Below are 26,794 nucleotides of genomic sequence, written 5' to 3'. Positions count from 1 at the left end.
GCGCCCGGTGCGGAAACCAGCGGGAACACTGGCATAATTACCGTGCGATGACAGAACAGCAAACCGGCGTTAATCCCCAGGAACCGCCACGATCTCCCTCCCGATCCATCGGAATCGGTCGACTCCTGATCGCCGTCTACGGCGTGCTGGCCCTCGCCGCGACCGGTCGATCGTTCGTACAGATCGTCTCCCGGTTCGATGAGGCCCCGCTGGCCTACTCGCTGTCCGCCCTCGCCGCGGTCGTCTACGTTCTCGCGACCATCGCGCTCACCGCCCCCAGCGCCCGCTGGTACCGGGTCGCCTGGATCACGATCGGCTTTGAAATGCTCGGAGTGCTCGTCGTCGGCACCCTGAGCCTCGTCGATCCCGCCCTGTTCCAGCACGCAACCGTCTGGTCGGTGTTCGGCAGCGGCTACCTCTTCATTCCGCTGGTGCTGCCGGTCTTGGGCATGTGGTGGCTGTACACGCACCGTCCCGATACCCACCGTCCCGCTACCCACCGGCCCGCTGCGCGGAGGGCCTCGTGAGGATTCTGAACGGGCTCCCCAGCGTGCCCTCGGACTGGCCGGCCTCGGCCGTCACCATCGGCAAGTTTGACGGCGTGCACGCCGGTCACCGCGCCGTGATCGCCGAACTCGAACGGCACGCCGCCCGCGACCGGCTGCGCACGGTCGTCGTGACCTTCGATCGGCATCCGCTCTCCGTGCTGTCGCCCGAGCGCTGCCCGACCAGCCTCGTAAGCACCGAGCAGAAACTCGATCTGCTGGCCGAGACCGGCGTCGAGGCCACCCTGGTGCTTGAATTCACCCGCGAGCTGTCCGCCCTCGAACCAGAAGCGTTCGTGCGGGACATCCTCGTAGACGCCCTGCACGCCAGGCATGTGCTCGTCGGCCTGGACTTTCGGTTCGGGCACCGCGGTGCGGGCGACGTGGCGTTGCTGCGCGAGCTCGGCATCCGTTTCGGGTTTGCCGTTGACCTCATTGAGGACGTCAAGCCCGATGACTCCCGGCGCGTGTCGTCGACCTGGATTCGGGAGCTGCTCGCCGAGGGCGACGTGCGGGCCGCCGCTCGGCTGCTCGGCCACCTGCCGACCATGCGCGGCGTAGTCGTACACGGCGCCGCGCGCGGCCGCGAGCTCGGCTTTCCGACCGCGAATCTCGCCCCGGAGGCGGAGGGCCTCACGCCGGCCGACGGTGTTTACGCCGGCTGGCTGACGGATGCCGGAATCCGTTACCCGGCGGCCATTTCCGTCGGCAAGAACCCCACCTTCGAGGGAATCCTGCAGACGCAGGTTGAGGCCTTCGTGCTCGACGAGGACATTGACCTCTACGGCCACCGCATCGATCTGGGCTTCGTGGAGCACATCCGCGGCATGGTCGCCTATGAGGGTGTCGAGCCGCTCATCGCCCAGATCCGGGACGATGTCGCCCGGGTGCGGCACATTCTGGCGCCAGAGCGGCGCCGGTAGGTCCCGACCATACCTATCAGCCTGTATTTTGTGGGGTCGCGACCCGCTAGTCTAAGTCGAGTAAATTCGAACGAGGAGTAGCAGTGGCACAACAGGCTCGAGCTGTCGTCACCCGGGCGGCGATCATCCGCGGCGCGGCAGCCGTATTTCAGCAGCACGGTTATGGGAGCACCTCGCTGGCCGACGTCTGCGCCGAGGCGGGCGTCACCAAGGGTGCGCTCTACTTTCACTTCGACTCGAAAGAAGCGCTGGCCCGCGCCATCATCGAGGCCCAGCACGAGTCATCCTCCGCGATCGGGCGGGACCTGCTCGAGGCCCACATGCGCGGGATCGACGCCATGATCGTGATGTCCCTCGAAATCGCCGATCAGCTTCACAACAATCCCGTCGTCAGCGCGGGGGTACGGCTCACGATCGAGGCCGCCAACTTCGACTCACCCGTTGACGCTCCCTACCTGGACTGGATGAAGGCCGCCGAGGAATTCCTGCGCCGGGGCCAGGCCGAGGGCGACATTACCGACACCGTCGAGGTCTGCACGGCGGCTCACTTCATCATTTCCGCCTTCACCGGCGTGCAGGTCGTGTCCGACGTGCTCACCCGTCGGGAAGACATCCAGCAGCGCCTGGTGGAGATGTGGGGCATGCTGCTGCCGGGGCTGGCGCCGGCCGATCGTCTGGCCGATCTGCTCGCCCTGCCCGAGCGCATCCGCGCGTCGCGTCACGGTACGAGCGGCGGGTAGAGCTCAACCGGTCGCCGCGCCCGCGCGAGGCTGTGCGGCGTCCCAGGGGTGCCGCAAGCGAGCCCAGCGGCCGTGCAGCGGTGCCGAGTGGCGAGACCGGCCGTCGCCCAACCATAGACTTACCCGGTGACCGACGCCGCCTTTCCGACCCGCCGTCTCTGGTCGGGGCGAGTGCTCGCACTGCTCGGCATTCTTCTCGTGGCATCGAGCCTGCGTACCGCGGTCGCGGCGCTGTCACCCATCGTCTCGCTCGTCGAGGTCGACATTCCGCTCGGCTCGGTGGCCCTCGGGCTGCTCGGCATGCTGCCACCGCTGTGTTTCGCGCTCTTCGGCATTGTCACCCCGATGCTCACGCGACGGCTCAGCCTCGAACGGGTGCTGGTTCTCGCCCTGATCGCCCTCATGATCGGTCACGCCGGGCGCGGCGGCGCCGGGTCGTTCGGCTGGTTCATTGCGGCGAGCGTGGCAACCTTTGCCGGGCTCGGGGTGGCCAACGTGATACTGCCGCCCCTGGTCAAGAAGTACTTTCCCGACCGCATCGGCCTCGTGACGTCGCTCTACGTCACCGTCGTCTCACTCAGCGCCCTGATTCCGCCGCTCGTGGCCGTTCCGATAGCTGATGCCGCCGGCTGGCGGGTCTCGCTCGGCCTCTGGGGCGTGCTGACGCTCTTCGCCCTCGTGCCCTGGGTGACGATGATCGTGCGGCACCGGCGGGCGCCGGCCGACCCGCGCGTCGAGGAGGCCGACGCCACGATTCTGCGCCGCATCTGGGGCTCCTCGATCGCGTGGGCGATCGCGGTGGTCTTTGCGGCGAGCTCCCTGAACGCCTACGCGATGTTCGCCTGGCTGCCGCAACTGCTCATCGACCGGGCCGACGTCAGCCCCACGGAGGCCGGCGTCATGCTGTCGCTCTATGCCGCGATGGGTTTTCCGTGCGCTGTGATCATTCCCGCGCTCACCGCGCGCCTGAAGAATGTGGGGCTGCTGGTCTACCTCGGCGTCGTGTTCTTCGTCGTCGGTGACCTCGGGCTGCTGCTCATTCCCGACACCCTGACCTGGCTGTGGGTCAGTTTGGCCGGGCTCGGACCGCTGTTCTTTCCGCTCGCGCTCGTGCTCATCAACCTGCGAACCCGCACCCACGAGGGCGCGGTTGCCCTGAGCGGATTCGTGCAGAGCGTCGGATACCTCATCGGGGCCATCGGTCCGCTGGCGATGGCACTGCTGCACGAGCTCACCGGGGCCTGGACCTGGCCGCTGCTCTTTCTGCTGGCCACGGCGCTGCTCGTGACGATCGCCGGGGCCGTGATCAACCGCCCGCACATGCTTGAAGACGACCTCGCCCGCGGCTGATCAGGCCACCAGAGCGGCCCGGTGCACGAGGGCGGCGGCACCGATCAGCGGCCCCTCGCCGGAGAGCGCTGAGGGCACGACCCGCACCCGGGTCGCGAAGGCGAAGGCGGTGCGCTCGGCGATGGCCTCGCGGGCAAACCGGAACAGGTCGGGCGTGACGTGGCTGAATCCGCCGCCCACGGCCACGAGATCGAGGTCGAGCAGGTTGGTGGCGGATGCGATGGCCTGTCCGAGCGCGCGCCCGCTGCGGCGCACCGCGCGCTGGGCGATGTCATTGCCGGCCGCATACGCGGCCGCGAGGTCCTCCCCGGTGAAGCCGGCGAAGCCCTGATCGCGGGCCCAGGCGACCGTTTTGGGACCGGAGGCCACGGCTTCGAGACAGCCGGTGCCGCCGCAGGCGCAGAGGTCGTCGAAGCCGCCGACCTCGATGTGTCCGATGTGACCGGCATTGCCGCTCGGCCCGGTGACGGCCGTGCCGCCCACGATCAGGCCGCCGCCCACGCCGGTGGAGACGATCATGCCCATGAGATTGTCGATGCCCTGTCCGGCTCCGACCCAGTGTTCGGCGAGGGCGATGCAGAGGCCGTCGAGGCGCAGGCGGGCTGGGGCATCCGGTACCAGTCCCTGCACCAGATCGAGCAGCGGAAAACCGCGCCAGACCGGAAGATTGAGCGGTGAGATGGTGCCATCGGATACCACGATCGGCCCCGCGCAGCCGATTCCGATGCCGGCCAGCAGCGAGTCGGCGGGCAGCGCGCTGCGGGCCCGGGATACGACCTGGCCGACGCTGAGCGTGAGCTCGTGGCTGCTGGCGGCCGGGCCGGTCGGTGCGCGGTGCCGGGAGTTGTTGAGCACGAGGCCGCTGTCGTCGACGAGCGCGGCCTCGACCTTGGTGCCACCGAAGTCGACTGCGAGAGCGTAGCTGGGCTGCATGCTCCGAGCATAGTTCGTGCCTGCGCGCGCGGATCGATCAATCGTGCTCATTTGAGCAAGATTCCCCACAGCTGTTGCTGAGGTGGTGGGGGCGACCTAGGCTGGGGACACACGCAGGCCTGACGGGAGAAAACGGATGATCGATGTCGACTCCGACGAGCTGCTCTCGATTCGCGCCGCCGAGCTGTACTACGAAGAGAACAAGACCCAGGACGAGATCGGTCTGATCCTCAGCCTCACGCGGTGGAAGGTCGGCCGACTGATCGCCCAGGCCAAGGCAAGCGGCTTCATCCGCATCGAAATCGTGCACCCGCGGGCCCGCCGCCCCGCCCTGGAGCGTCGGCTGCGCGAAAAGATCGGCCTGCACGACGCGATCGTCGTCTCCACGGCCGGCATCGACGCCTTCGACAACGCGGCCGCGGCGGCCGTGGAGCTGCAGTCGCGCACCGCCCATGCCGCGGCGGAGTACCTGACCGCCCTGCGACCCGCGCCCCGCACCCTCGGCGTCAGCTGGGGCCATACCCTGCACGCCGTGGCCCATCACCTCGGCCAGGGCTGGGCCCACGGGGTCGCGGTCGTGCAGATCAACGGCAGCGTCAGCCTCACCCGCAGCGCCGGCGTCGCGGCGCAGGCGGCCGTCGCGATCGCCCAGAAGGGGGCCGGAACGGCGACCCTGCTGCCGAGCCCGGCCATTCTGGAACGTCGGGAGACCCGCCTCGCGATCGAATCCGACCGTACCGTGGCCGCGGTGTTGGCCGAGGCGGCCGGTGCGTCCGCCTACCTGTTCAGCGCCGGGCAGGCCGACGAGAACTCGGTGCACGTGGCCAGCGGCTATCTGAGTGTCGACGAGATGGCGGCGCTCGTCGCGCACGGCGCCGTCGGGGATGTCGTCGGCCGCTACATCAACGCGCGCGGCGATATTGTCGACGCCGAACTCGACGACCGCACCCTCGGCATCCGTCTGCAGCAGCTGCGCGCCGCGGCCGTGACGATCGCCGTCATTTCCGGTGCGGCGAAGCATGAGATCGCCCGCGCCGTCGTTGTCAGCGGGCTCTGCACGGTGCTCGTGACCGACGAGGACACCGCCCTGGCCCTGCTCGACCCGGCATCAGCAGCGGCACCGGCCTCCGCCGTCGAGGCCAACCCCAACTTTTCGTGACCGCCACCGACTCCAAAGGACACCCCATGACTTCACCGGCATCCGCCGAGCTGGCCACCCGGGAGCGCACGACGACGCTTCTCGGCGGCGAAGCGACCGACGCGAACCTGCGCCGCTACCTGCACGGAATCCCCGGGATCGACGCGGTCGGCCTCGAAGCCCGCGCCGCCGGCCTCGGTACCCGCTCGATCAAGACGAGCTCCAAGCGGTGGGCGATCGACACGATCATCAGTCTCATCGACCTCACGACCCTCGAGGGCGCCGACACCCACGGCAAGGTGCGCTCCCTCGTCAGCAAGGCCGTCTCACCCGACCCGAGCAGCCCGGACTGCCCGCGCGTCGCGGCCGTCTGCGTCTACGGCGACATGGTCTCCGTGGCCGTCGAAGCCCTCGGCGCAGCGCACTCGGCGCGCACCCCCGAGACGCCGGATGCCGGCATCCGCGTCGCCGCCGTCGCCACCGCGTTCCCGAGCGGGCGGGCCTCCCTCGCCGTGAAGCTCGCCGATGTCGCCGACGCGGTCAGCGCCGGGGCCGATGAAATCGACATGGTCATCGACCGCGGCGCGTTCCTGTCCGGCCGCTACGGCCAGGTCTACGACGAGATCGTCGCCGTGAAGGCGGCCTGCGCCCGTGCAGACGGCGCCGACGCCCACCTCAAGGTGATCCTCGAGACCGGCGAACTCAACACCTACGACAATGTGCGCCGGGCCTCCTGGCTCGCGATCCTCGCCGGCGGGGACTTCATTAAGACGTCCACCGGCAAGGTCGCGCCCGCGGCGACCCTGCCGGTGACGCTCTCGATGCTCGAGGTCGTGCGGGACTGGCACCGCCTCACCGGCGTGAAGATCGGCGTCAAGCCGGCCGGCGGCATCCGCACCTCGAAGGACGCGATCAAATACCTGGTCACCGTGGCCGAGACCGTGGGGGAGGAGTGGCTCACCCCGCAGCTGTTCCGCTTCGGCGCCTCGAGCCTGCTCAACGACGTGCTGCTGCAGCGCCAGAAGATGACCACCGGACACTACTCCGGACCCGACTACGTGACGATTGACTAGGACACCGACCATGAGCTTTTCCAGTACGAGCTTTCTGAACTACGCTCCGGCACCGGAGTCCACCGCCCTGCTGAATCTCAAGCCCGACTATGGCCTCTTCATCAACGGTGATTTTCAGCCCGGCAACGGAACACCGTTCCAGACCATCTCTCCCGCCACCGAGAAACAGATCGCGATGATCGCCTCAGCCAACGAAGCGGATGTCGACACGGCCGTCGCCGCCGCCCGTCGCGCCTACGATCGCACCTGGTCCCGCATGTCGGGCAGTGACCGCGGAAAGTACCTGTTCCGCATCGCGCGCCTGATGCAGGAACGCGCCCGCGAACTCGCCGTCGCCGAGAGCCTCGACAACGGCAAGCCGATCACCGAGAGCCGCGACGTCGACATTCCCCTCGCCGCCGCCTGGTTCTTCTACTACGCCGGCTGGGCCGACAAGCTCGACTACGCCGGGGTCGGCCCGAACCCGGCCGCCCTCGGAGTCGCCGCCCAGGTGATCCCCTGGAACTTTCCGCTGCTGATGCTCGCTTGGAAGATCGCCCCGGCGCTCGCCGCCGGCAATACCGTCGTGCTCAAGCCCGCCGAGACCACACCGCTGACCGCGCTGCTCTTCGCCGAGATTCTGCAGCAGGCCGACCTGCCGGCCGGTGTCGTCAACATCATCACCGGCGCCGGCTCCACCGGCCAGGCGCTCGTCAACCACCCCGACGTCAACAAGGTCGCCTTCACCGGATCCACCGCCGTGGGCCGCATGATCGCCCGCTCCGTTGCCGGAACCGGCAAGAAGCTCACCCTCGAACTCGGCGGCAAGGGCGCCAACATCGTCTTCGACGACGCCCCGATCGACCAGGCCATCGAGGGCATCATCAGCGGTGTGTTCTTCAATCAGGGTCACGTCTGCTGCGCGGGCAGTCGCCTGCTCGTGCAGGAGAGCATCCACGACGAGGTCATCGACCGGCTGAAGGCACGCATGAGCACGCTGCGCGTCGGTGACCCGCTCGACAAGAACACCGACGTCGGTGCCATCAACAGCGCCGAACAGCTGCAGCGCATCCGGGAACTCTCCGACATCGGCGAGCAGGAGGGCGCCGAGCGCTGGAGCCCCGACTGCGCGCTGCCGCAGAACGGTTTCTGGTTCGCGCCCACCATCTTCACCAACGTGTCGACCAGCCACCGCATCGCCCGTGACGAGGTCTTCGGCCCGGTGCTGTCGGTGCTGACCTTCCGCACCCCCGCCGAGGCCATCGCCAAGGCCAACAACACTCCATACGGGCTGTCCGCCGGAATCTGGAGCGACAAGGGAAGCCGTATCCTCGCCGTCGCCGACAAGCTGCGCGCCGGGGTGATCTGGGCGAACACCTTCAATAAGTTCGACCCGGCCAGCCCCTTCGGCGGCTACAAGGAATCCGGCTACGGCCGCGAGGGCGGCCGCCACGGACTCGCCGCCTACCTCGCGCCGGCGGCACGCCCCGGCAGCCGGGCCAGGACGGCCGCCATCAGCGCCAAGGCAGGCTCCGCCAAGGCCTCCACCGAGAAGGTTTCCACCGAGAAGGCCGCCGCCGCCCGAAAGAAGGCCACCAAATGACCCGCCTGACCGTTCCCAAGACCTACAAGCTCTACATCGGCGGCAAATTTCCGCGCAGCGAATCGGGCCGCGTCTACGCCGTGTCGAGCGCCGGCGGCGATTTTCTGGCCAACGCAGCTAAGGGCTCCCGCAAAGACGCCCGTGACGCCGTTGTGGCGGCCCGCGCCGCACTGAAGGGCTGGTCGGGAGCCACCGCGTACAACCGCGGTCAGGTGCTCTACCGCATCGCCGAACTGCTCGAGGGTCGCCGCGCGCAGTTCATCGACGAGATCATGCAGGCCGAGGGGGCCAGCGCGGCCGCGGCATCCGCCCAGGTCGACGACGCGATCGACGCCTGGGTCTGGTACGCCGGCTGGGCCGACAAGTACGTGCAGGTCGCCGGCAACGCCAACCCCGTCTCCGGCCCGTACTTCAACCTCTCGGTGCCCGAACCGACCGGCGTCGTCGCCATCGTCGCCCCGCAGGCCGGCGGCTCGCTGCTCGGCTTCGTCAGCGCGGTCGCCCCGGCGCTCGTGGCAGGCAACACCGTCGTGGTCATCGCGCACGAAACGGCGCCGCTCACCGCGATCAGTCTCGGCGAGGTGCTCGCCACGAGTGACGTGCCGGGGGGAGTGGTGAACATTCTCACCGGCTCACCCGCCGAGATCGCGCCGTGGCTCGCGAGCCACGCCGACGTCAACGCCCTCGACCTGCTCGGAGCCGGCGCCCTCGACTGGGTCAACCTGCAGATCGCGGCCGCCGACACCCTCAAGCGGGTGCTCCCTCCCGAACCGGATGCCGCGCCCTCTCTCGCGCGTATCCTCGCCTTCACCGAGACCAAGACGGTCTGGCACACCAAGTCCCTGCTCTAGCCTCTCGTCCCGCCTTCCCACCTTCCCGCGAAAGCGGGTGAAACGTCGGTCAGAGCAGTTCTGACCGACGATTCACCCGCTCTCGCGGCACGTTTCGGGAGGCATACAGGTAACTTGGTTAGGGATCGGGTTAGGGTGGGCGAATGACTGCTGAAACGGTACTGGTAACGGGCGCGACGGGATACATCGGCGGGCGCCTCGTGCCCCGATTGCTCGAAGCCGGGCACACCGTGCGTGTTCTCGTGCGCTCACCGCAGAAGCTGCGCGATGTTCCGTGGGCCGATCAGGTCGAAATCGTCGAGGGTGACCTCACCGACCGGGCCTCCGTCGACCGAGCCGTCGTCGGCATCGACGTCTTCTACTACCTCGTGCATTCCATGGGTGCCACCGGGGACTTCGAACAGATCGAGCTGCAGTCGGCCACGAACGTGGCCGCATCCGCTCAGCAGGCCGGCCTGAAACGCATCGTCTACCTCGGCGGGCTGCACCCCGACACGACCGAGCTGTCCGAGCACCTGCGCTCGCGCACCGCTGTTGGCCGGATCCTGCTCGAATCAGGGGTGCCGACCGTCGCATTCCAGGCCGGTGTCGTCATCGGCAGCGGCTCGACCTCGTTCGAGATGATCCGCCACCTCACCGACGTTCTGCCCTACATGCCCGCCCCGAAATGGGTGCGCAACAAGATCCAGCCCATCGCCGTGCGCGACGTGCTCTACTACCTGCTCAGTGCAGCCGATCTGCCGGCCGACGTGAACCGCACCTTCGACATCGGCGGCCCCGACGTGCTGAGGTACGGGCAGATGATGAACGGCTACGCCCTCGAGGCCGGCCTCCGCCAGCGCGCGATCGCGTCCCTTCCCGTGTTGACGCCGTGGCTCGCCTCCCAGTGGGTCAACCTCGTCACTCCCATCCCGCGCAGCCTCGCGATCCCGATCATCGCGTCGCTGCAGTACGACTGCGTCGTGAATGAACACGATATCGACGGCGTCATTCCCCCGCCTCCCGGCGGCCTCACCTCGTACCGCACCGCGGTGCGGCTCGCGCTCGGCCGCATGAAGGTCGGCGACGTCGAGACCAGCTGGCGTAACTCCTCGATCGAGGGTGCCTCGAGCAATCCGCTGCCGAGCGACCCCGAGTGGGCCGGTCATATCGTGTACACCGACCTGCGCGAGATGCACACCCCGGCCAAGCCGGAGGACCTCTGGCGGGTCATCGAAGGAATCGGCGGCGATAACGGCTGGTACTCCTTCCCGCTCGCCTGGGCCGTGCGCGGCTGGATGGACAAGCTCGTCGGCGGGGTGGGCCTGCGGCGCGGCCGACGCCACCCCGAAGAACTGCACACGGGCGAGGTGCTCGACTTCTGGCGGGTCGAGCAGATCGACCACGGCAGCTTTCTGCGGCTCCGTGCCGAGATGCGTGTGCCCGGCCTCGCCTGGCTCGAAATGACCGTGAAGCCGGCGGATGACGGCGGCTCGATGTACCGGCAGCGCGCCGTGTTCTTTCCCCGCGGCCTCGGTGGTCGACTGTACTGGTTCTCGATTCTGCCCTTCCACGGCGTGATCTTCAGTGGAATGGCCAATCGCATCACCGCAACGGCTGCGGCCGAAACGCCGGTGCCGGCAGCCTAGGATCGGCTGCGAAGACTGGCGTCCGGGCACCCTTCCGGGGCATGATGGAATCGATCGGGAGGCTACTGTGACTGTTTCAATTGCTTTTCTAGGCGACGGGCTGACCGTGGGCGGACAGTGGGAACACTGGTTTCCCGAGTACGACATCCTCAATCTGGCGGTCGCCGGCAATACGACCGATGACGTGCTCGGCGCCCTCGATGCCGTGGTTGAACTTCGTCCCGACGCCATCGTCATTGGGGTCGGAACCAACGACCTGGGCTGGCGCAAGAGCGACGAGTACGTCGTACGCAACCTGGAAACCATCATTCACTCCCTGCGCAAACGGCTGCCGGAGACGCGCATCATGGTGCAGTCATTACTGCCCCGCGGCAGGGACTTCGCGGATACCATCCGTTCCATCAATCGACACATCTGGCAGTACGCGCCGACGCAGTACGCGCGTTACCTCGACCTCTGGCCCGCCCTCGCCACACCCGAAGGCGAGCTGGGACCGGATTTTACCCAGGACCAGCTGCACCTCACCGATGCCGGGTACGAGGCCTGGGTGGGCGAGTTGCGCCCCGGCCTCGAGACGCTCTTCGAACTCCCGCCGTCGACGACCTCCATTCCCATTCAGCACGCCTAGGTCGCGTGACGGCGTGGCGTGACGGCTCGGCGTGACGAGGGCGGCGTGCAGGGGGAGGCCGCCGCACCACCCGCTCGATAGAGTGGAGGCATGCGTCGACCGTTTCGCCTCGTCATCGCGGTCGCACTCGTCTGCGCCGCCCTGGTTGCCGCGCCGACCGCTGCGTATGCCGACGTCGATGACTTCAGCTTCGACTCATGGCACTCCGACTACGAGCTGGGTATCAGCACCGAGGGGTATTCCACCCTGAACACGGTCGAGACGATCGTGGCCCGGTTTCCGGCCGCCGACCAGAATCACGGCCTCACCCGCGCCATTCCGACCCACTACGAGGGTGACCCGACCGGTCTCGACGTCGAGAGCGTCACCGATGAAAACGGTACGCCGCGCGACTTCGAGATCGAGTCGGGTGACGGAGACCTCGAACTCGTCGTCATCAGCGCCGATGACTATGTGCACGGCGCCCAGACCTATGTCATCACCTACAGCCAGACCCACGTGGTGCTCAGCCCCGACGACTCCGAGCAGCAAGAATTTTACTGGGATGTCAACGGCACCGGGTGGAACCAGCCCGTCGCTGAAATTTCGGCGACCGTGACCTTCGACGCCGCGATCGTCGACGCGTTGACCGGCGGTACCGAATGCTTCCGGGGTGGGCAGGGCTCGACCGAGGCCTGCGGAATGCTCGATCGATCCGGCCCGGGTGCCGCTGACGGGGGCGCCGCCGAAGCGGATGCCGCCGCCACGACCCTCACGGCAGCCGCGACCGATCTGGCACCCCGCGAAACCCTCACGATCGTCGCCGAGTTCGAGGCAGGTACCTTCACCCCTCGCGACGGGTCCTTCACGGCCACGCCGTTTCCCGGCATCGGCCTGGGGGCGGCCCTGCTGGGGCTGCTCGTACTGCTCGGCGCCATCGCGGCGCGCGCCATGGTCTGGCGGCACGCTCCCGGGCGACCCACGATCATCGCCGAATACCTGCCGCCGCGCGGCATCAACCTGCTGCAGGCCAGCGACATCGCCGGCGGAACGGCGAAAGCCATGGCCGCGCTGTTTCTGAGCCTCGCCGTGCGCGGCAACCTGCGGGTGATCGAGACCGACGCGACCGGCACGAAGACCGGCCGGAAGCCCGGCACGAAGAAGGGCGCGGCGCCACCGCACTACGAGCTGGAACTACGGGGCAGCGAGGGGGTCGACGAGACCGAGCGCGGCATCCTCACCGTGCTGTTTCCCGGCCTTGCACCCGGCACCCGCCGTGACCTCGCGGCCAAGGACGCGACACTCACCGCGGCCCTGCTGAAAGTGACCTCCGCTGTGCGCCGCGGCATGATCCCGGCCGGATTCCGCACCCACCCCGGCGGTGCGCTGCGCTCAGCGCTGCTTGTCAGTGCCTGCGCTGTCGGCGCGGTCGGTGTCGTTGCCAGTGCCATCGCCGGCCTCACCGAAATCGGCGGCGGCTGGCCGATCCTCACCCTCATCCTTGCAATTCTCAGCGCGATCGCCACCGTTGTGGTGGCGGGCTCCGTACGCCCGCTGACCGCGACCGGCGCCGAACTGCGCGACTACCTGAAAGGCCTCAAGTTGTATATTGCCCTCGCCGAAGCCGACCGGCTTCGTGTCCTGCAGAGCCCCGAGGGGGCGCTGCGCTCCCCGGGGCGGCCGCGACCCGGTTTCGACGGCGGCTCCGATCCGAGCCGGGTCCTGAAGCTGTACGAACGCGTGCTGCCCTACGCGGTACTGTTCGGCCAGGAAAAGGAGTGGTCGAGCGTTCTCGGCACGTATTATCAGGGCGCGGATGCCCAGCCGGACTGGTACGTCGGCAGCGGCAGCTTCAACGCCGCCTACTTCGCCGTCGGCATCAGTGCTTTCTCGGCCTCGACGACGGCAGCGTGGTCGGGCAGCACGGCCAGCTCCTCGAGTTCGGGCATGAGCGGGGGCTCCGCCGGTGGCGGCGGTGGCGGCGGCGGGGGAGGCGGTAACTGATGGCACACATGGGAACCCCGCTCGAACCGACGTTCACGCGTGCCGCGCTGGCCCCCGGCCTGCTCGGTGCGATCGCCCTGCTCGCCGGTATCGCCCTGCTGGAAAGCGAGGGCTTCATCGTTATCCGCTATGCCGCGAGCATCCTCGCGCTGATCCTCTGTGTCTTCGTGATTCAGGCGAAGGCGTGGTGGTGGCTTGTCGGTCTCGTGCCGATCGCCGTGCTCTGGAACCCGGTGGCGATTCTGCCGCTGGAGGGAACCGGGTGGGCCTTCACGCAGATGGCTGGCGCGGTCGTGTTCATCATCGTCGGTGTGCGCACCAAGGTGCCGGTGCACACCTAGAAGACCGCTGAGTTCGCGTTCGGTCGCGCGCGCTTCCGGGCGTACACTGGAAGCGCGCTTGGAGAACCCGATCACCAATTCGACCGTTTCGCTGCTGTTGTAACGCGACGATGCTCGATCCGGGGTTCAGCGTGTCGATCGCGTCGACGTCCACGGAACCTCGTGCATGCCCGCCGCCACCGATGAGCGCGGCCCACATGTGCCGTGCTGCTGTGAAGTGGAGAACAATGGCTCAGACTCGCCACCAGACCACCGGCACCGGCCGGAACAATGCGCCGAGGCGCACCCGTCCGCGCTCGCGCGACGACGATGCCCCGATCATTCCGATCCTCGCCCGCAAGGTGCGCGAGGTCGAGGCGAAGGCCCAGACCGGCGGCAAGCTGGGCCCCACGAACCGCACCAAATTTCAGGTCATCGCGCTGCTCATGCGCGAGGAACGCGCCAGGGTCAAGGGCGACAGCGACCAGACCGACGGCAACCGTGCCGAGCTGCTGAAACGCCTCGACGGCATCGCGCAGATTCTCGCCCGCACCGCCGCGCGCGACACCAGCCTCATCACCCTGCTTGAACCGGATGCCTCGGTGTCGACGGTCGCGCAGCGCTTCCGTCGAGACTGGCTGATCGAATCCGGTGCCGCGCTGAGCCCCGACGAACTCATCATCAGCCGCGAACCCGAGGTGAAGCCGGTCATGCCGGTCGGCCAGGTCGTGCCGCAGTCGGTCAAGGCCCGCCAGCTCGCCAACCCGTTCCTCGCCCCCGACTTCAGCGCGGCAGCACCGCCGCCCGTCTCCCGCGCCCGCCGCCTCGCGAACTGGGAACTGCTCGGCCCGCTGTTCAAATCCTTCGAGTACGGTTCCGGCGGCCAGGCCGCGAGCATGGACATGCCCGAAGCGCCCAAACTGGACCGGCTGTCCCCTCCCGGCATGGAACTCATGCGTCACCAGGCTCGTTTCATCGAGAGCGCACGTCAGGGACACCGCAGTTATCTGCTCGCCGACGAGCCGGGACTCGGCAAGACCGCGCAGAGCCTGCTGGCGGCATCCGTCACCAACTCGTATCCGCTGCTCGCCATCGTGCCCAACGTCGTCAAGATGAACTGGGCGCGCGAGGTCGAACTGTGGACGCCGAACCGCCGCGCGACCGTCATTCACGGCGACGGCGATACCCTCGACGCCTTCGCCGACGTCGTCGTGGTCAACTACGACGTGCTCGACCGGCACCTCGCCTGGCTCGGCTCGCTCGGATTCAAGGGCATGGTCGTCGACGAAGCGCACTTCATCAAGAACCTGCAGTCCCAGCGCTCCAAGCACGTGCTGGCCCTCGCGGAGCAGATTCGCCGCCGCACGCCCAACCCGCTGCTGATGGCCCTCACCGGAACCCCGCTCATCAACGACGTCGACGACTTTCGTGCGATCTGGCAGTTCCTCGGCTGGATCGAGGGTGACAAGCCCGCCCCGGAGCTTCTGCAGGCCCTCGAAGACACCGGCCTGACGCCGGCGGATGTCGGTTTCTACCCGGAAGCGCGCGCGTCGGTCATCGACATGGGCATCGTGCGCCGCCGCAAGGTCGACGTCGCCACCGACCTGCCGGCCAAGCGCATCGCCGACCTGCCCGTGGAACTCGACGACGACCTCGGCCGTTCCATCCGCCAGGCCGAGCGTGAACTCGGCGCCCGCCTCGTGAAGCGCTACACCGCCCTGATCGCGGCCCGCAAAGACCGTGCCGATTCGTCGCTGTCGCCCGAAGAGACCCGCACCGCGTACATCCGTGCGGTCGCCCTCGCCGAACTCGAGGACTCGAAGGGGCAGACCACCGGTGAAAACGTGTTCACGATGGTGCGCAAGATCGGTCAGGCCAAAGCCGGTCTCGCGGCCGACTATGCCGCCCAGCTCGCACGCTCGGTCGGCAAGGTGGTCTTCTTCGCCAAGCACATCGACGTCATGGATGCCGCCGAGGAGATTTTCGCCAAGCGTGACCTGAAGACCGTGTCGCTGCGGGGTGACCAGTCGGCGCTCGCTCGACAGGCCGCAATCGACGCATTCAACACCGATCCCAACGTCAGCATCGCGGTCTGCTCGCTGACCGCGGCCGGTGTCGGGGTCAACCTGCAGGCCTCCTCAAACGTCGTGCTCGCCGAACTGAGCTGGACGGCGGCCGAGCAGACGCAGGCCATCGACCGCGTGCACCGCATCGGGCAGGACGAACCCGTCACCGCCTGGCGCATCATTGCCGCCCACACCATCGACGCGCGCATCGCCGACCTCATCGGCAGCAAGGAGGGCCTCGCGGCCCGCGCCCTCGACGGCTCGACCGAGCCGGTCGGCCCGGAGGACACCGTGCAGGCCAGCGCCCTCATCTACCTGCTCAATCAGGCGCTCGACGGCAACCTGTAGGCCCCGAGCGAAAGTCACCACATAACTCGGATTTGAGTCCCGCCGCCCCCCGGCCCATCATTAGGGGGCGGCAGTTTGCCGCTGTTGACAAGATCGGCCACACATGAAGATCGGTATCCTCACCAGCGGCGGCGACTGCCCCGGGCTCAACGCCGTCATTCGCGGCGCTGTGCTCAAGGGTGTGCGGGCGCACGATGCCGAGTTTGTCGGCATTCGCAATGGCTGGCGCGGACTCGTGCTGGGCGACTTCATGACGCTTGACCGGCACAGCGTGCGCGGCCTGTCCCGTCAGGGCGGCACCATTCTCGGCAGCTCCCGCACCAACCCGTTCGAGGGCGAGAACGGCGGCCCCGAGAACATTCAGCGCACCCTGGATTCGCAGGGCATCGACGCCGTCATCGCGATCGGCGGCGAGGGCACCCTGACGGCGGCACACCGTCTGACGGAGGCCGGGCTCAAGATCGTCGGTGTTCCCAAGACCATCGACAACGACCTCGAAGCCACCGACTACTCCTTTGGGTTCAACACCGCAGTGGAGATCGCCACCGAGGCCATCGACCGGCTGCGTACGACGGCCGAGTCGCACGGGCGGTGCATGATCGTCGAGGTCATGGGCCGTCACGTCGGCTGGATCGCGCTGCACTCCGGCATGGCCGGCGGCGCCCACGCGATCCTCATCCCCGAGCAGCCCAAGACGATCGAGCAGATCTGCGAGTGGGTTGAGCACGTGCGTGACCGCGGTCGCGCCCCCGTCATCGTGGTGTCAGAAGGCTTTCTGCTCGCCGGCATGGAGGAGGCACACTCCCACAAGGGGCTCGACGCCTTCGACCGCCCCCGCCTCGGCGGTATCAGTGAGCTCATTGCTCCGATGATCGAGGAGCGCACCGGCATCGAGAGCCGAGCGACCGTGCTCGGCCACACCCAGCGTGGCGGAGCGCCGTCGGCCTACGACCGCGTGCTCGCCACCCGGCTCGGCATGGCCGCAATCGACGCCGTGCAGAACTCGCAGTGGGGCTCCATGGTGTCGCTGCGCGGTACCGAGATCGACGTGGTCAGCATCGCCGCGGCGACGATCGGCCTCAAGAAGGTCTCCCCGGCCCGTTACGACGAGGCCGCCGTACTCTTCGGCTGATCGAGCTCGGGCGGCCAGCGCGCTGCTTCCGTGCCGGCCCGCCGCGGGTCAGCCCGCTCCGGTGGCTCAGATTCTCTGCGCGGTACCTGCGCCGCAGCGCGGTAGTTGCGCCACTTTCCGGGAGGCTCGGAAGAGCTGCGCGGTACCTGCGCCGCTACGCCGTAGGCGTGCCTACGGCGTAGCGGCGCACCTGCCGCGCACCTCGCTCGTCGCCCTTCGAAGGCAAAAAAGGCCTCAGCTGCGCGGTAGTAGCGCCGCGGCGCTGTAGTTACGCCGGTGCCCGGCCCCTGCGTCGCGTCGCATGTCGGCCGGTGCGCTGTCGTTGCGCCGCTGCGCGGTACCTGCGCCGCGTCGTATGTAGCCCGCTGCGCTGTGGCTGCGCCGTTGCCCGGCGCGGTACCGCGTTCGGCTGGGCGGGCACGCCGCATTCGGCGACGGATGCCGCGACATCCGTGGCCCGCGCCGCTGCCCGTGGGCAGGCCCGCACCTCTCGACGGAGAGTGACCGTGAGAACACCGTCAGGACAGCCCGAGAAGAGTGTTTTCGAGCCGAACTCCGTCGAACGGTACCCACGCGGTTCAGGCCGTTCAGGCGGTTCAGGCGAGTTTGGCCTGGACCTGCGTGATGGACGGGTTCGTGGCCGCCGAACCGTCGGGGTACAGAATCGTCGGTACGGTCTGGTTGCCGTCGTTCAGGCTCATCACGAGCTCGGCGGTGCCGTCGATCTCCTCGATGTTCACCTCGGTGTAGCCGATGCCGGCCTTGTCGAGCTGCACCTTCAGGCGCTTGCAATATCCGCACCAGTTCGTGGTGAACATAGTGATGGTTCCGGTATTCGGTACAAAGTCCATGGGCCCAGCTTAGGCTTTGGCCATGACTGTTTTTGCGGGACTGCCCCAGGTGTGCGTCTGTTACCTGACCCGAACCTCCCCGACCGGTGACCGGCAGGTTCTGCTCGGGCGCAAGAAGAAGGGCCTGGGGCTCGGCAATATCGTGGGTCTCGGCGGCAAACTCGAGCCGGGTGAAACGGCACGGGATGCCGCGGTGCGCGAGATCGAGGAGGAATCCGGGCTTGTCGTGGCGGCATCCGCTCTCGTGCCAATGGGCGTGCTGACCTACCTGTTTCCCCACCGCGAGGCGTGGAGCCAGGTGTCGAACGTGTTCGTGGTGACCGAGTGGAGCGGCACGCCGCGCGAGTCCGACGAGCTGAACCCGGTCTGGTTCGACGTGGACACACTGCCGGTCGAGCAGATGTGGGACGACGCCCGGCATTGGCTGCCCGGTGTGCTGGCCGGCACGCCCGTGCGGGACACGTTCACCTTCGCGGCCGACCTCGCCACGGTGGCCTCCCGCGGGTGACCGCTCGCGGGCTCAGACCGACAGCACCGTGACGGAGTCCTTGCCCGCGGCCTTGGACCTGTACATGGCCCGGTCTGCCGCGCTCAGCAGCACGGCCGGCACCAGACCGACGACACCGGCGTGGTGCAGGGCAATGCCCACGCTCGCCGTCACGGCGAACGAGGCCGCGACGCCTCGCAGGGGCTGCCTCACGGCAAGACGGATGCGCTCGGCCAGGTGGCGCACGTCGGGCTCAGTGATGTCTTCACAGACCACGACGAACTCGTCCCCGCCGAAGCGCGCCACCGTATCGCTGCCCCGCACGACCGCGCGCAGCCGATCAGCGACCTGTTCCAGCACCGCATCCCCGACCAGATGCCCCAGACCGTCATTGACGGCCTTGAACCCGTCGAGGTCGAGAAAGACCACGGCCAGCGGGTTGTGTTTGCGGTCGGCGGAGACGAGAGCTGCCCCCAGAGCGTGCTGCAGCAGTTTACGGTTGGCGAGGCCGGTGAGCGGGTCGTACAGGGCGAGGTCCTCGAGCTCGGCGTGCAGGCGCACTCGTTCGAAGACCTGCACCGCCTGCAGGGCGAGAGCCGCCTGCAGTGCCAGAGCGTCGGCGTCGAACTCACGCCGGCGTCCGTAGAAACAGAGCAGAATGCCCAGGGACCGTTCGCCGCCGACGAGGGGAATGGCGCTCAGCGCCTCCAGCCGGGTCGCTCGCAACGCCTCGGCCACGGCGGGAAACCGGGCCTGGGCATCCTCGAGGCTGGTGATCGTGACCGCGAGTCCATCGCTCAGCGCTTCGGCCTCCGGGCGCTGCAGCACCGTGCCGGCCAAAGCTTCGAGCAGCGGATGGTCCCCGGCAACCAGCCGCATCTCCCCGGACTCATCGGTGAGCACCACGGCCGCCGCGGTAGCTCGAAAAGCGTGCCGGGCGCTGCGTTCGAGGGCTTCGGCGACTGCCTGTTCCGAATCGCAGGCGCCGAACGCCGCACCGGCGTCCTGCAGCACCCGCACGCGCGCCTCGGAGGCCTCGGCGACACGGCGCGCGAGAAGCAGCTCGCGCTCCAGGTCCTGCCGCTGCGTGGAGTCGAAGATCGCGGTCCGCACGAGGCGCGGCCGCGCATCCGGCCCCAGCCGGGTGGTGGAATTGACCAGTACGGGCAGGGCAGCGCCGCCGACGCAGCGCAGCGTCAGGGCCACTTCGCGCACCTCTCCGGCCAGGCGCAGCACGGGCAGATAGCGAGTCTCATAGTAGAGGTGGCTGCCGACGGTCAGCAGCCCTTCGAACGGGGTGCCGAGCACGCTCGTTCGGGCGTGCCCGGTCCAGGTGAGAAAGGTGTCGTTCACGTCGGTCACGATGCCGTCGGGCGTCGTGGAGAGAAGCCCGCACGGTGCGTGGTCGTAGAGGTCAGCGAGGGTGTCTTGGATTTCGCCGGGGTCGAGGTCCGCGGGGGTCTGGCCGTTCTCGGTCACGCGAGGAAGGCCCGGATCTCCGTCGCGAGCAGGGTCGGAGCGGAGAGGTTGGGGCAATGACCCGAGATCGGCATCACCACGAACGAGCTTCCGGGGATCTGCCGGTGAACATATTCGCCCACCGGCAGGGGAGCGATCACGTCGTGTGCCGACTGCAGGATGAGGGTCGGAGTGCTCACCCGGCTCAGATCGTGGCGGTTATCGGAGAGGAACGTCACGTGCGCGAAGTGGCTGGCGATGTCGGGGTCGGTCTTGCAGAAGCTCGTGCTGAGTTCCTGCCCGAGCTCGGGGCGGTCGGCGTTGCCCATCATGACCGGCGCTATGGCGGCCGACCAGCCGAGATAGTTCGCGTCGAGCGCGTCGAGCAGCCCGTCGATTTCGGACTGATCGAATCCACCGACGTAATCGACGCCGTCGTTGATGTAGCGCGGCGAGGGGCAGACCAGCGCAAGGGCGCCAAACCGTGCGGGATCGCGGGTCGCGGCCAGTACCCCGATCATGGAACTGACCGAGTGCCCCACGTAGACGGCGTCGTGCAGGTCGAGTTCCGCCATGACCTCGAGCACGTCGTCCGCGTACCCGTGCAGCGAATCGTATTTGCCGTAGTCGTACTGCGTCAGATCGGAGTCGCCGGCGCCGACATGATCGAACAGCACTATGCAATACTCCGCGGCGAAGGCCGGAACCACTTCCCGCCACATTTCCTGACTGCAGCCGAAACCGTGAGCGAAGATCAAGGGGCGACCGGACGCGTTACCCGTCACGTGCACATTGTTGCGAAGGCGCACCCCCGAGGGGGTAGAACCACGTTCCTGGAGCATTCTTTGACTGTAGCCGCTGCGGCCGTGAGGGGCTAGGCCGGGGTGCTGTTCGACGCCGTGATGTCGGAGCGATCCTTCTCGCTCGGCTCCGAGCGCGGCGTGCGCAGACGGGTCACGAGGGTCATCAGATGGTAGATCGTGATGGCCGCGACGGTGCCGAGCGCGATGCCGTTGAAGCTCAGCGTGCCGGCGTTCAGGGTGAAGTCGGCGATGCCGATGATGAGCGCGGTCGCCGCCGTGAACTGGTTGACCGGCTTGGTGAAGTCGACCCTGTTATCGAGCCAGATCTTGACGCCGATCACTCCGATCAGACCGTACAGCGCTGTCGTCACCCCGCCGAGCACACCGGCCGGGATCGTGTTGATGACCGCGCCGATCTTGGGGGAGAGACCGAGCAACACGGCGACGATACCGGCCACCCAGTACGCGGCCGTGGAGTAGATGCGGGTGGCGGCCATCACACCGATGTTCTCCCCGTAGGTGGTGGTGCCGCTGCCACCGCTAAACCCGGCGAGCATGGTGGCGAGGCCATCGGCGAGCAGGGCGCGACCGGTGACCCGGTTCACCCTCGCATCCGTCATCTGTGCCACGCCGCGAATGTGACCGACGTTTTCGGCGATCAGAACGAGCACGACCGGCAGGAACGCCGGCAGCACGCCGAACACGGCGGACGGGTTCTCGAACGGGTTCGCCGGCAGCATGAGCGGCGGCAGCCCGATCCACGGTGCGGCGGCGACCTGGCTGAAGTCGACCTCGCCGAAGAACACCGCAGCGACGTAGCCGACGATCACACCGAGAAAGATCGACAGCCGGCCGAGGATTCCCCGGAACAGCACGGTGCACAGAATCACGGCGACGAGGGTGATGAGGGCCGTGGCGGGGGCCAGGTCGAAGTTCGCCTTGGCGACGGGAGCCAGGTTGAAACCGATCAGCGCGACGATCGCACCCGACACGATCGGCGGCATCAGAGCGTCGATCCAGCCGGTGCCGGTGAGCTGCACGATCACGCCGACGAGTGCCAGCAGCACCCCGACGGCGAGAATGCCGAACAGGGCGCTGCCCATGCCGGCGGATGCCGTCGCCGCGGTGATCGGGGCGATGAACGCGAACGACGACCCCAGATAGCTGGGCAGCCGGTTGCCGGTGATGATGAGGAACAGCAGCGTGCCGATGCCCGAGAACAGCAGCGTCGTGCTCGGCGGAAAGTCGGTGAGCAACGGCACGAGGAAGGTGGCGCCGAACATGGCGACGACGTGCTGGGCGCCGATGCCGATCGTGAGGGGCCAGCTGAGGCGTTCGCCGGGGGCGACGACCTCGTCGGCACCGACCGTCTTTCCGTCGCCGTGCAGTGTCCAGGGGAGGGTGGGCCGTGCCATGGTGTCTCGTTCCGCTTGTTGCAGCCCGTTCAGGCCGTCCCGTGTTCAGGCCGTGCCGTGCTCAGGCAATCGTGTCGATCGTAGTAACAAATAGGATCGAAGTATGAGTCGACTCGCCCAGACCGGCACCATGGAACCCCTTGACGTGACGGTGTCGACCGGGGTGCTGCGCGGCATCCGCGAGCGCGGAGTGCGCGCCTGGCGTGGTATTCCCTATGCCGCCGCCCCGATCGGAGCCCTGCGGTTTCGGGCGCCACGGCCGATCGCGCCGTGGGCGGGTGTGCGAGATGCGGGTGAGTGGGGGGCGGTCGCCCCGCAGAGTCACAAGGGCCAGTTCATCGGCGCTCACCCGCGTATCCCGCAGGGTGAAGACTGCCTCAACCTCAACGTGCTGGCACCGGATGCCCCCAGCGCGACTCTCAGACCGGTCATGGTGTTCATTCACGGCGGCGCCTACAGCGTCGGTTCATCGCGGGAGGTCCCGAGGCAGGGCGAGGGCCTCGTGCGGCGTGGCGGTATTCTCTACGTCAGCCTCAACTATCGTCTCGGCGCGCTCGGCTATCTCGATTTCAGCCGGTACTCCACGCCAGAACGGCCGTTTGAGAGCAACCTCGGGCTGCGTGACCAGGTGGCCGCCCTCGAGTGGGTCCGGGACAACATCGCCGCGTTCGGCGGGGATCCCAGCCAGGTCACCGTCTTCGGGGAATCCTCCGGCGGCAATGCGGTCACGACCCTCATGACGGTGCCCGCCGCGGCCGGGCTGTTCCAGCGGGCGATCGCCCAGAGCGCCCCGCCCAATGCGGTCTACCCGCCGGAACTGACCGCGGTCTGGGCCGGTGAATTCGTCGACAGCCTCGCGGCCGATGGCAGCGACGGCGACTGGGAGCCCACGGCCGCCGCCGAGCTGCTGCTCGCGGCCACGCCCGCACGACTCGCCGAGCTCACCACGCGCTTCACCGTGCAGAGTCCCGACCGGTACCCCGGAACGATTCCGCTGTGCCCGGTCATCGACGGAGTATTTCTGCCCGAACGCCCCCTCGACGCCTTTCGTGACGGCCGCGCCCACCGGGTGCCGCTGATTATCGGCACCAATGCCCGGGAGGGGTCGCTGTTCAGCGGACGCATCGATATTCTCGCCACGACGCCCCCGCGCATCCGGGCAATTTTCAAGAAGACCAAGAAGAAGGCCCGCAAGGCGCTCAAGGCGCAGTACCCCGGCATCCCGGCTCTGCGTCCGGCGCTCGACTTCGGCGGCGACTATTCGTTCTGGTACCCGAGTGTGAAAGTCGGGGAACGGCATTCGCGGTACGCGCCGGTGTTCTTCTACCGTTTCGACGCGGCCCCGCGCTTGGTGCGGCAGATGGGCCTGGACGCCACCCACGGCCTCGAACTGTTTCCGCTGTTCGACCGGCTCGACGGCTGGTTCGGCCGGGCGATGACGTCACTCGGCGGCCGACGCACCTTTCAGCAGATCGGTGCCCGCATGCAGTATTGGTGGCTGAACTTCGCCGCGACCGGGGTACCGGATGCCGACTGGCCGCGCTACGACGAGGTTTCCCGGGAGACGCTCATCATCGATACCGTCGACCGCATCGAGGCAGACCCGCTCGCCGAGCGGCGCCTCGCCTGGGGCGCCTTCGTGCCGCACGTCTGAGTCATCCGTCGACGGTCCCCGAACGGGGCCGGGCCGCGTAAACTATTCCCTCTGCGACGTGTTCGACCTGGGTCACGCCGAAACCGGCACGGGAGAACACCATTTCACGCTCTGAAAACACCAGCGCCACGGGCCTGCCCGCCGACGCGGCGGCATCCGTCACGACGCCCGACACGACGCCCGACACGACCGCGGCCGACACCCGCACCGGCCTGCGCGCGCGGGTCGACCGCTACTTCGAGATCACCGGGCGCGGCTCCAGCTGGGCCCGCGAAACCCGCGGCGGCGTCGTCACCTTCGTCACCATGGCCTACATCGTCATCTTGAACCCGCTGATCCTCGGCGGCTTCAGCGCCGACCAGGCAGCCCTCGACGTGAACGGCAACTGGCTGCCCAACGCCCAGGTCGCCGCCGTGACCGCTCTCACCGCCGGCGTCATGACCATCCTCTTCGGCGTCATCGCGCGGCTGCCGTTCGGTTTCGCCGCCGGGCTCGGCATCAACTCCTTCCTCGCCGTGAGCGTCGTCGGTCAGGTCACCTGGTCTGAGGCCATGGGCCTCGTCGTCATCAACGGCCTCATCATCGTGCTGCTCGCCTCGACGGGCATGCGGGAACTCATCTTCAACGCCATTCCGCACCAGTTGAAGATCGCGATCACCGTCGGCATCGGACTGTTCATCGCCTTCATCGGGCTCGTCGACTCTGGCTTCGTGCGGGCCAGCGGCGCCGCGTCGCCGCCCGTGCAGCTCGGCGACGCCGGCTCGGTCGCAACCCTGCCGACCGCCGTCTTCGTGCTCGGCCTCATCATCACCGGTGTGCTGCTCGCGCGTAAGGTCAAGGCGGCGCTGCTCATCGGAATCGTCTCGACGACCGTCATCGCCGTGATCCTCGAGGCCATCTTCAAGGTCGGCCCCTCGCTCGGCACCAACCCGGCCGGCTGGAACCTCAACGCCCCGGTGCTGCCGACGAGCATCGTGGCGGTGCCCGACCTGAGCCTGCTCGGCCAGGTCAGCTTCGGAGCATTCGAGCGCATCGGCATGCTCGCCGCCGTGATGCTCGTCTTCACGCTCGTCTTCACCAACTTCTTCGACGCCATGGGAACCATGACCGGGCTCGCCAGTGAGGCCGGACTCTCCAACAAAGACGGCCACTTTCCGCGCCTCAAGAGCGCGCTCATCGTGGAGGGCATCGGCGCGGTTGCCGGTGGGGCGGCATCCGCTTCGTCGAACACCGTATTCATCGAGTCGGGTGCCGGTATCGGTGAGGGTGCGCGCACGGGCTTCGCCAACGTCGTGACCGGCCTGCTGTTCATCGCCGCGATGTTCTTCACCCCGCTGACCATGATCGTGCCGCTCGAGGTCGCCGCCGCCGCGCTCGTCATCGTCGGTGCGCTCATGGTGTCGCAGATCCGGCACATCGACTTCAGCGAGTTCTCGATCGTGCTGCCGGTGTTTCTCACGATCATCGTGATGCCGCTGACCTATTCGATCGCCAACGGCATCGGTGCCGGCTTCATCTCCTGGGTGCTCGTGCGCAGCCTCTCCGGCAAGGCCCGCGAGATCAGCCCGCTGCTCTGGGTCGTCGCACTCGGTTTCGTGTTCTTCTTCGTGCGTGGCCCGATCGAACTGCTCCTCGCCGCCTGACCCGTCTTGCGGTGCTCTCCTGCGCGCGAGTGAGCAGTTGTTGCTCTTTCCGCTTCCTGTCGTGTCTCGGGATGTTCCTGACACTTCATGTCTGTGGACCCGGAGTGTCAGGAAGGGCTGAGACAGCTTTGTCGGGCAGGTATCGCCACGTGTCACAGATGGCCCCTTGACGAGCACGTTCGGCGGCCCGGGCGCAGGCTAGATACGCGGGCGCAGGTTCTATCCTGCGCCCGCGTACCGAACCTGCGCCCGCGTACCGAACCTGCGCCCGCTCGCCTACCTGCTGCAGATGGTGTCGTTCGTGCTGTTGACTAGATTTCGCGGCAGTGGGTGGTGAGGAGGCCGATCTTATCGATGGCGACCGTCACCGTGGAGCCTTCGCGCAGAAAAACGGGGGGCTTGCGGCTGTAGCCGGCACCGCCCGGGCTGCCGGTCGAAATGAGCGTGCCGGGCAGCAGCGTCGCTGTCTGCGAGAGGTACGAGATGATTTCTGCGACGGTGCGCACCATGTCGCCGCTCGAGGCGTCCTGCAGCAGACGGCCGTCGACGTGGGTCGTCAGCCAGAGGTTCTGCGGATCGCCGATCTCATCCGCGGTGACCACGATCGGGCCGGTCGGGGTGAACCCGTCAAATGACTTGCAGCGCGACCACTGAGCTTCGGAGAACTGCAGGTCCCGCGCCGTGATGTCGTTCACGACGGTGTAGCCGAAGACGTAATCGAGGGCATCCGCTACCGAGACGCGGTGGGCGGGACGACCGATGATGACGCCGAGTTCGGCCTCATAGTCAACCTGGCCGGTGCGATCGGCGGGCCAGGTGGTGGTGCTGCCGTGGCCAGCGAGCGAGTTCGGCCAGAGCGAGAACACGGTCGCGGCCGTTTCGAGTCGCAGGCTGAGTTCCGAGGAGTGCGCGGCGTAATTGGCACCGATCGCGATGATCTGCGGCGGCCGCAGCACGGCTGAGGCATGCCGCAACTCGTCGATCGGAGTGAGGGCGGCGCCGCGGCTCACGGCGACGGCGGTGCTGGTTTGCACCCGTTCATACTCGGTGCTGCCCTTCTCGAGCAGGTCTTGCAGGTCGCGAGGGGCGTTTTGCATGACGTCGTCGAGGAACAGTGCTGCGTCCCCGATCGTCACCGCCAACCTCGGTGTGGACTGGCCTTCGACTTTCAGGTGCGCAAACTTCACTCATCTAGGCTATCCGGCTCGCGCCGGGGTTGCCTGTGGAGACCCGACAGCCGCAC

The 26,794-nt window shown here is 67.8% G+C and carries 24 protein-coding genes; 17 read left to right on the top strand and 7 right to left on the bottom strand.

Annotated features, from left to right (window positions below):
- Window positions 1-47: 47 nt before the first annotated feature.
- From E3T55_RS12405 to E3T55_RS12390, 4 genes are all read left to right on the top strand, one after another.
- Window positions 48-527 (top strand): hypothetical protein, encoded by a 480-nt coding sequence (locus E3T55_RS12405; protein ID WP_134519876.1) that lies wholly within the window; start codon window positions 48-50, stop codon window positions 525-527.
- Window positions 524-1,468, top strand: a complete 945-nt coding sequence (locus E3T55_RS12400) for a bifunctional riboflavin kinase/FAD synthetase (RefSeq protein ID WP_134519875.1) — start codon at window positions 524-526, stop codon at window positions 1,466-1,468. Before E3T55_RS12405 ends, E3T55_RS12400 begins: the two co-directional genes overlap by 4 nt.
- Before the next feature lie 83 nt (window positions 1,469-1,551).
- Window positions 1,552-2,208 (top strand): ScbR family autoregulator-binding transcription factor, encoded by a 657-nt coding sequence (locus E3T55_RS12395; protein WP_134519874.1) that lies wholly within the window; start codon window positions 1,552-1,554, stop codon window positions 2,206-2,208.
- Window positions 2,209-2,334: 126 nt separating this feature from the next.
- Window positions 2,335-3,558: an MFS transporter gene (locus E3T55_RS12390; RefSeq protein ID WP_134519873.1), complete on the top strand. Its 1,224-nt coding sequence runs from the start codon at window positions 2,335-2,337 to the stop codon at window positions 3,556-3,558.
- On the opposite strand, the gene E3T55_RS12385 is transcribed toward E3T55_RS12390, so the two are convergent.
- Complete coding sequence (locus E3T55_RS12385; protein WP_134519872.1) at window positions 3,559-4,491, bottom strand: ROK family protein; 933 nt, start codon at window positions 4,489-4,491, stop codon at window positions 3,559-3,561.
- A gap of 136 nt (window positions 4,492-4,627) precedes the next feature.
- Here E3T55_RS12385 and E3T55_RS12380 point away from each other — a divergent pair, with 136 nt between their 5' ends.
- The 10 genes from E3T55_RS12380 (at window position 4,628) to E3T55_RS12335 (ending at window position 17,240) form a co-directional block, all read left to right on the top strand.
- Complete coding sequence (locus tag E3T55_RS12380) at window positions 4,628-5,650, top strand: sugar-binding transcriptional regulator (protein WP_134519871.1); 1,023 nt, start codon at window positions 4,628-4,630, stop codon at window positions 5,648-5,650.
- A gap of 26 nt (window positions 5,651-5,676) precedes the next feature.
- Window positions 5,677-6,702 (top strand): deoxyribose-phosphate aldolase, encoded by a 1,026-nt coding sequence (gene deoC / locus E3T55_RS12375; RefSeq protein ID WP_134519870.1) that lies wholly within the window; start codon window positions 5,677-5,679, stop codon window positions 6,700-6,702.
- Window positions 6,703-6,712: 10 nt separating this feature from the next.
- Window positions 6,713-8,284: an aldehyde dehydrogenase family protein gene (locus E3T55_RS12370; protein ID WP_134519869.1), complete on the top strand. Its 1,572-nt coding sequence runs from the start codon at window positions 6,713-6,715 to the stop codon at window positions 8,282-8,284.
- Window positions 8,281-9,135, top strand: a complete 855-nt coding sequence (locus E3T55_RS12365) for an aldehyde dehydrogenase family protein (RefSeq protein ID WP_134519868.1) — start codon at window positions 8,281-8,283, stop codon at window positions 9,133-9,135. Before E3T55_RS12370 ends, E3T55_RS12365 begins: the two co-directional genes overlap by 4 nt.
- 143 nt (window positions 9,136-9,278) lie before the next feature.
- Window positions 9,279-10,763: an SDR family oxidoreductase gene (locus E3T55_RS12360; RefSeq protein ID WP_134519867.1), complete on the top strand. Its 1,485-nt coding sequence runs from the start codon at window positions 9,279-9,281 to the stop codon at window positions 10,761-10,763.
- A 67-nt stretch (window positions 10,764-10,830) separates the two neighbouring features.
- A complete protein-coding gene (locus tag E3T55_RS12355; RefSeq protein ID WP_241993037.1) occupies window positions 10,831-11,391 on the top strand; it encodes a GDSL-type esterase/lipase family protein in 561 nt (186 codons plus the stop codon).
- Between the two features lie 90 nt (window positions 11,392-11,481).
- Entirely contained in the window at window positions 11,482-13,374 is a 1,893-nt protein-coding gene (locus E3T55_RS12350) for a DUF2207 family protein (protein WP_134519866.1), read from the top strand.
- A complete protein-coding gene (locus tag E3T55_RS12345; protein WP_241993036.1) occupies window positions 13,374-13,715 on the top strand; it encodes a DUF6804 family protein in 342 nt (113 codons plus the stop codon). Before E3T55_RS12350 ends, E3T55_RS12345 begins: the two co-directional genes overlap by 1 nt.
- Window positions 13,716-13,942: 227 nt before the next feature.
- Complete coding sequence (locus E3T55_RS12340; RefSeq protein WP_134519865.1) at window positions 13,943-16,108, top strand: DEAD/DEAH box helicase; 2,166 nt, start codon at window positions 13,943-13,945, stop codon at window positions 16,106-16,108.
- A 103-nt stretch (window positions 16,109-16,211) separates the two neighbouring features.
- Window positions 16,212-17,240 (top strand): 6-phosphofructokinase, encoded by a 1,029-nt coding sequence (locus tag E3T55_RS12335; RefSeq protein ID WP_134519864.1) that lies wholly within the window; start codon window positions 16,212-16,214, stop codon window positions 17,238-17,240.
- Window positions 17,241-17,836: 596 nt separating this feature from the next.
- Here E3T55_RS12335 and E3T55_RS12330 read toward each other — a convergent pair.
- Entirely contained in the window at window positions 17,837-18,091 is a 255-nt protein-coding gene (locus E3T55_RS12330) for a mycoredoxin (protein WP_134519863.1), read from the bottom strand.
- 22 nt (window positions 18,092-18,113) lie between these two features.
- Here E3T55_RS12330 and E3T55_RS12325 point away from each other — a divergent pair, with 22 nt between their 5' ends.
- Window positions 18,114-18,599, top strand: coding sequence for an 8-oxo-dGTP diphosphatase (locus E3T55_RS12325; RefSeq protein WP_134519862.1), 486 nt, complete (start codon window positions 18,114-18,116; stop codon window positions 18,597-18,599).
- A 12-nt stretch (window positions 18,600-18,611) separates the two neighbouring features.
- Here the strand turns inward: E3T55_RS12325 and E3T55_RS12320 are convergent, their stop codons facing one another.
- The 3 genes from E3T55_RS12320 to E3T55_RS12310 form a co-directional block, all read right to left on the bottom strand.
- A complete protein-coding gene (locus E3T55_RS12320; protein WP_166791777.1) occupies window positions 18,612-20,057 on the bottom strand; it encodes a diguanylate cyclase domain-containing protein in 1,446 nt (481 codons plus the stop codon).
- Window positions 20,054-20,821: an alpha/beta fold hydrolase gene (locus tag E3T55_RS12315; RefSeq protein WP_338145129.1), complete on the bottom strand. Its 768-nt coding sequence runs from the start codon at window positions 20,819-20,821 to the stop codon at window positions 20,054-20,056. The genes E3T55_RS12320 and E3T55_RS12315 overlap by 4 nt, the downstream gene beginning before the upstream one ends.
- An 89-nt stretch (window positions 20,822-20,910) precedes the next feature.
- A complete protein-coding gene (locus E3T55_RS12310) occupies window positions 20,911-22,254 on the bottom strand; it encodes a uracil-xanthine permease family protein (RefSeq protein WP_134519859.1) in 1,344 nt (447 codons plus the stop codon).
- A 103-nt stretch (window positions 22,255-22,357) separates the two neighbouring features.
- Between E3T55_RS12310 and E3T55_RS12305 the strand changes: the two genes are divergently transcribed.
- Window positions 22,358-23,908 carry a carboxylesterase/lipase family protein gene (locus tag E3T55_RS12305; RefSeq protein WP_198418569.1) on the top strand — a complete coding sequence of 517 codons (1,551 nt, stop codon included), beginning with the start codon at window positions 22,358-22,360 and terminating at the stop codon, window positions 23,906-23,908.
- A gap of 1 nt (window position 23,909) precedes the next feature.
- On the opposite strand, the gene E3T55_RS20460 is transcribed toward E3T55_RS12305, so the two are convergent.
- Complete coding sequence (locus E3T55_RS20460; RefSeq protein WP_134519858.1) at window positions 23,910-24,110, bottom strand: hypothetical protein; 201 nt, start codon at window positions 24,108-24,110, stop codon at window positions 23,910-23,912.
- Window positions 24,111-24,213: 103 nt separating this feature from the next.
- Here E3T55_RS20460 and E3T55_RS12295 point away from each other — a divergent pair, with 103 nt between their 5' ends.
- On the top strand, window positions 24,214-25,551 hold the full coding sequence (locus E3T55_RS12295) for an NCS2 family permease (RefSeq protein ID WP_241993035.1): 1,338 nt from the start codon (window positions 24,214-24,216) through the stop codon (window positions 25,549-25,551).
- 311 nt (window positions 25,552-25,862) lie between these two features.
- Here E3T55_RS12295 and E3T55_RS12290 read toward each other — a convergent pair whose 3' ends face one another.
- Entirely contained in the window at window positions 25,863-26,738 is an 876-nt protein-coding gene (locus E3T55_RS12290; RefSeq protein ID WP_241993034.1) for a fumarylacetoacetate hydrolase family protein, read from the bottom strand.
- Window positions 26,739-26,794: the final 56 nt, after the last annotated feature.

This window comes from Cryobacterium frigoriphilum, from assembly GCF_004403305.1.
GTDB classification, from domain to species: domain Bacteria; phylum Actinomycetota; class Actinomycetes; order Actinomycetales; family Microbacteriaceae; genus Cryobacterium; species Cryobacterium frigoriphilum.
Note: the sequence above shows the minus strand (reverse complement) of the source record. Positions and strands in the feature narration are given on the sequence as shown.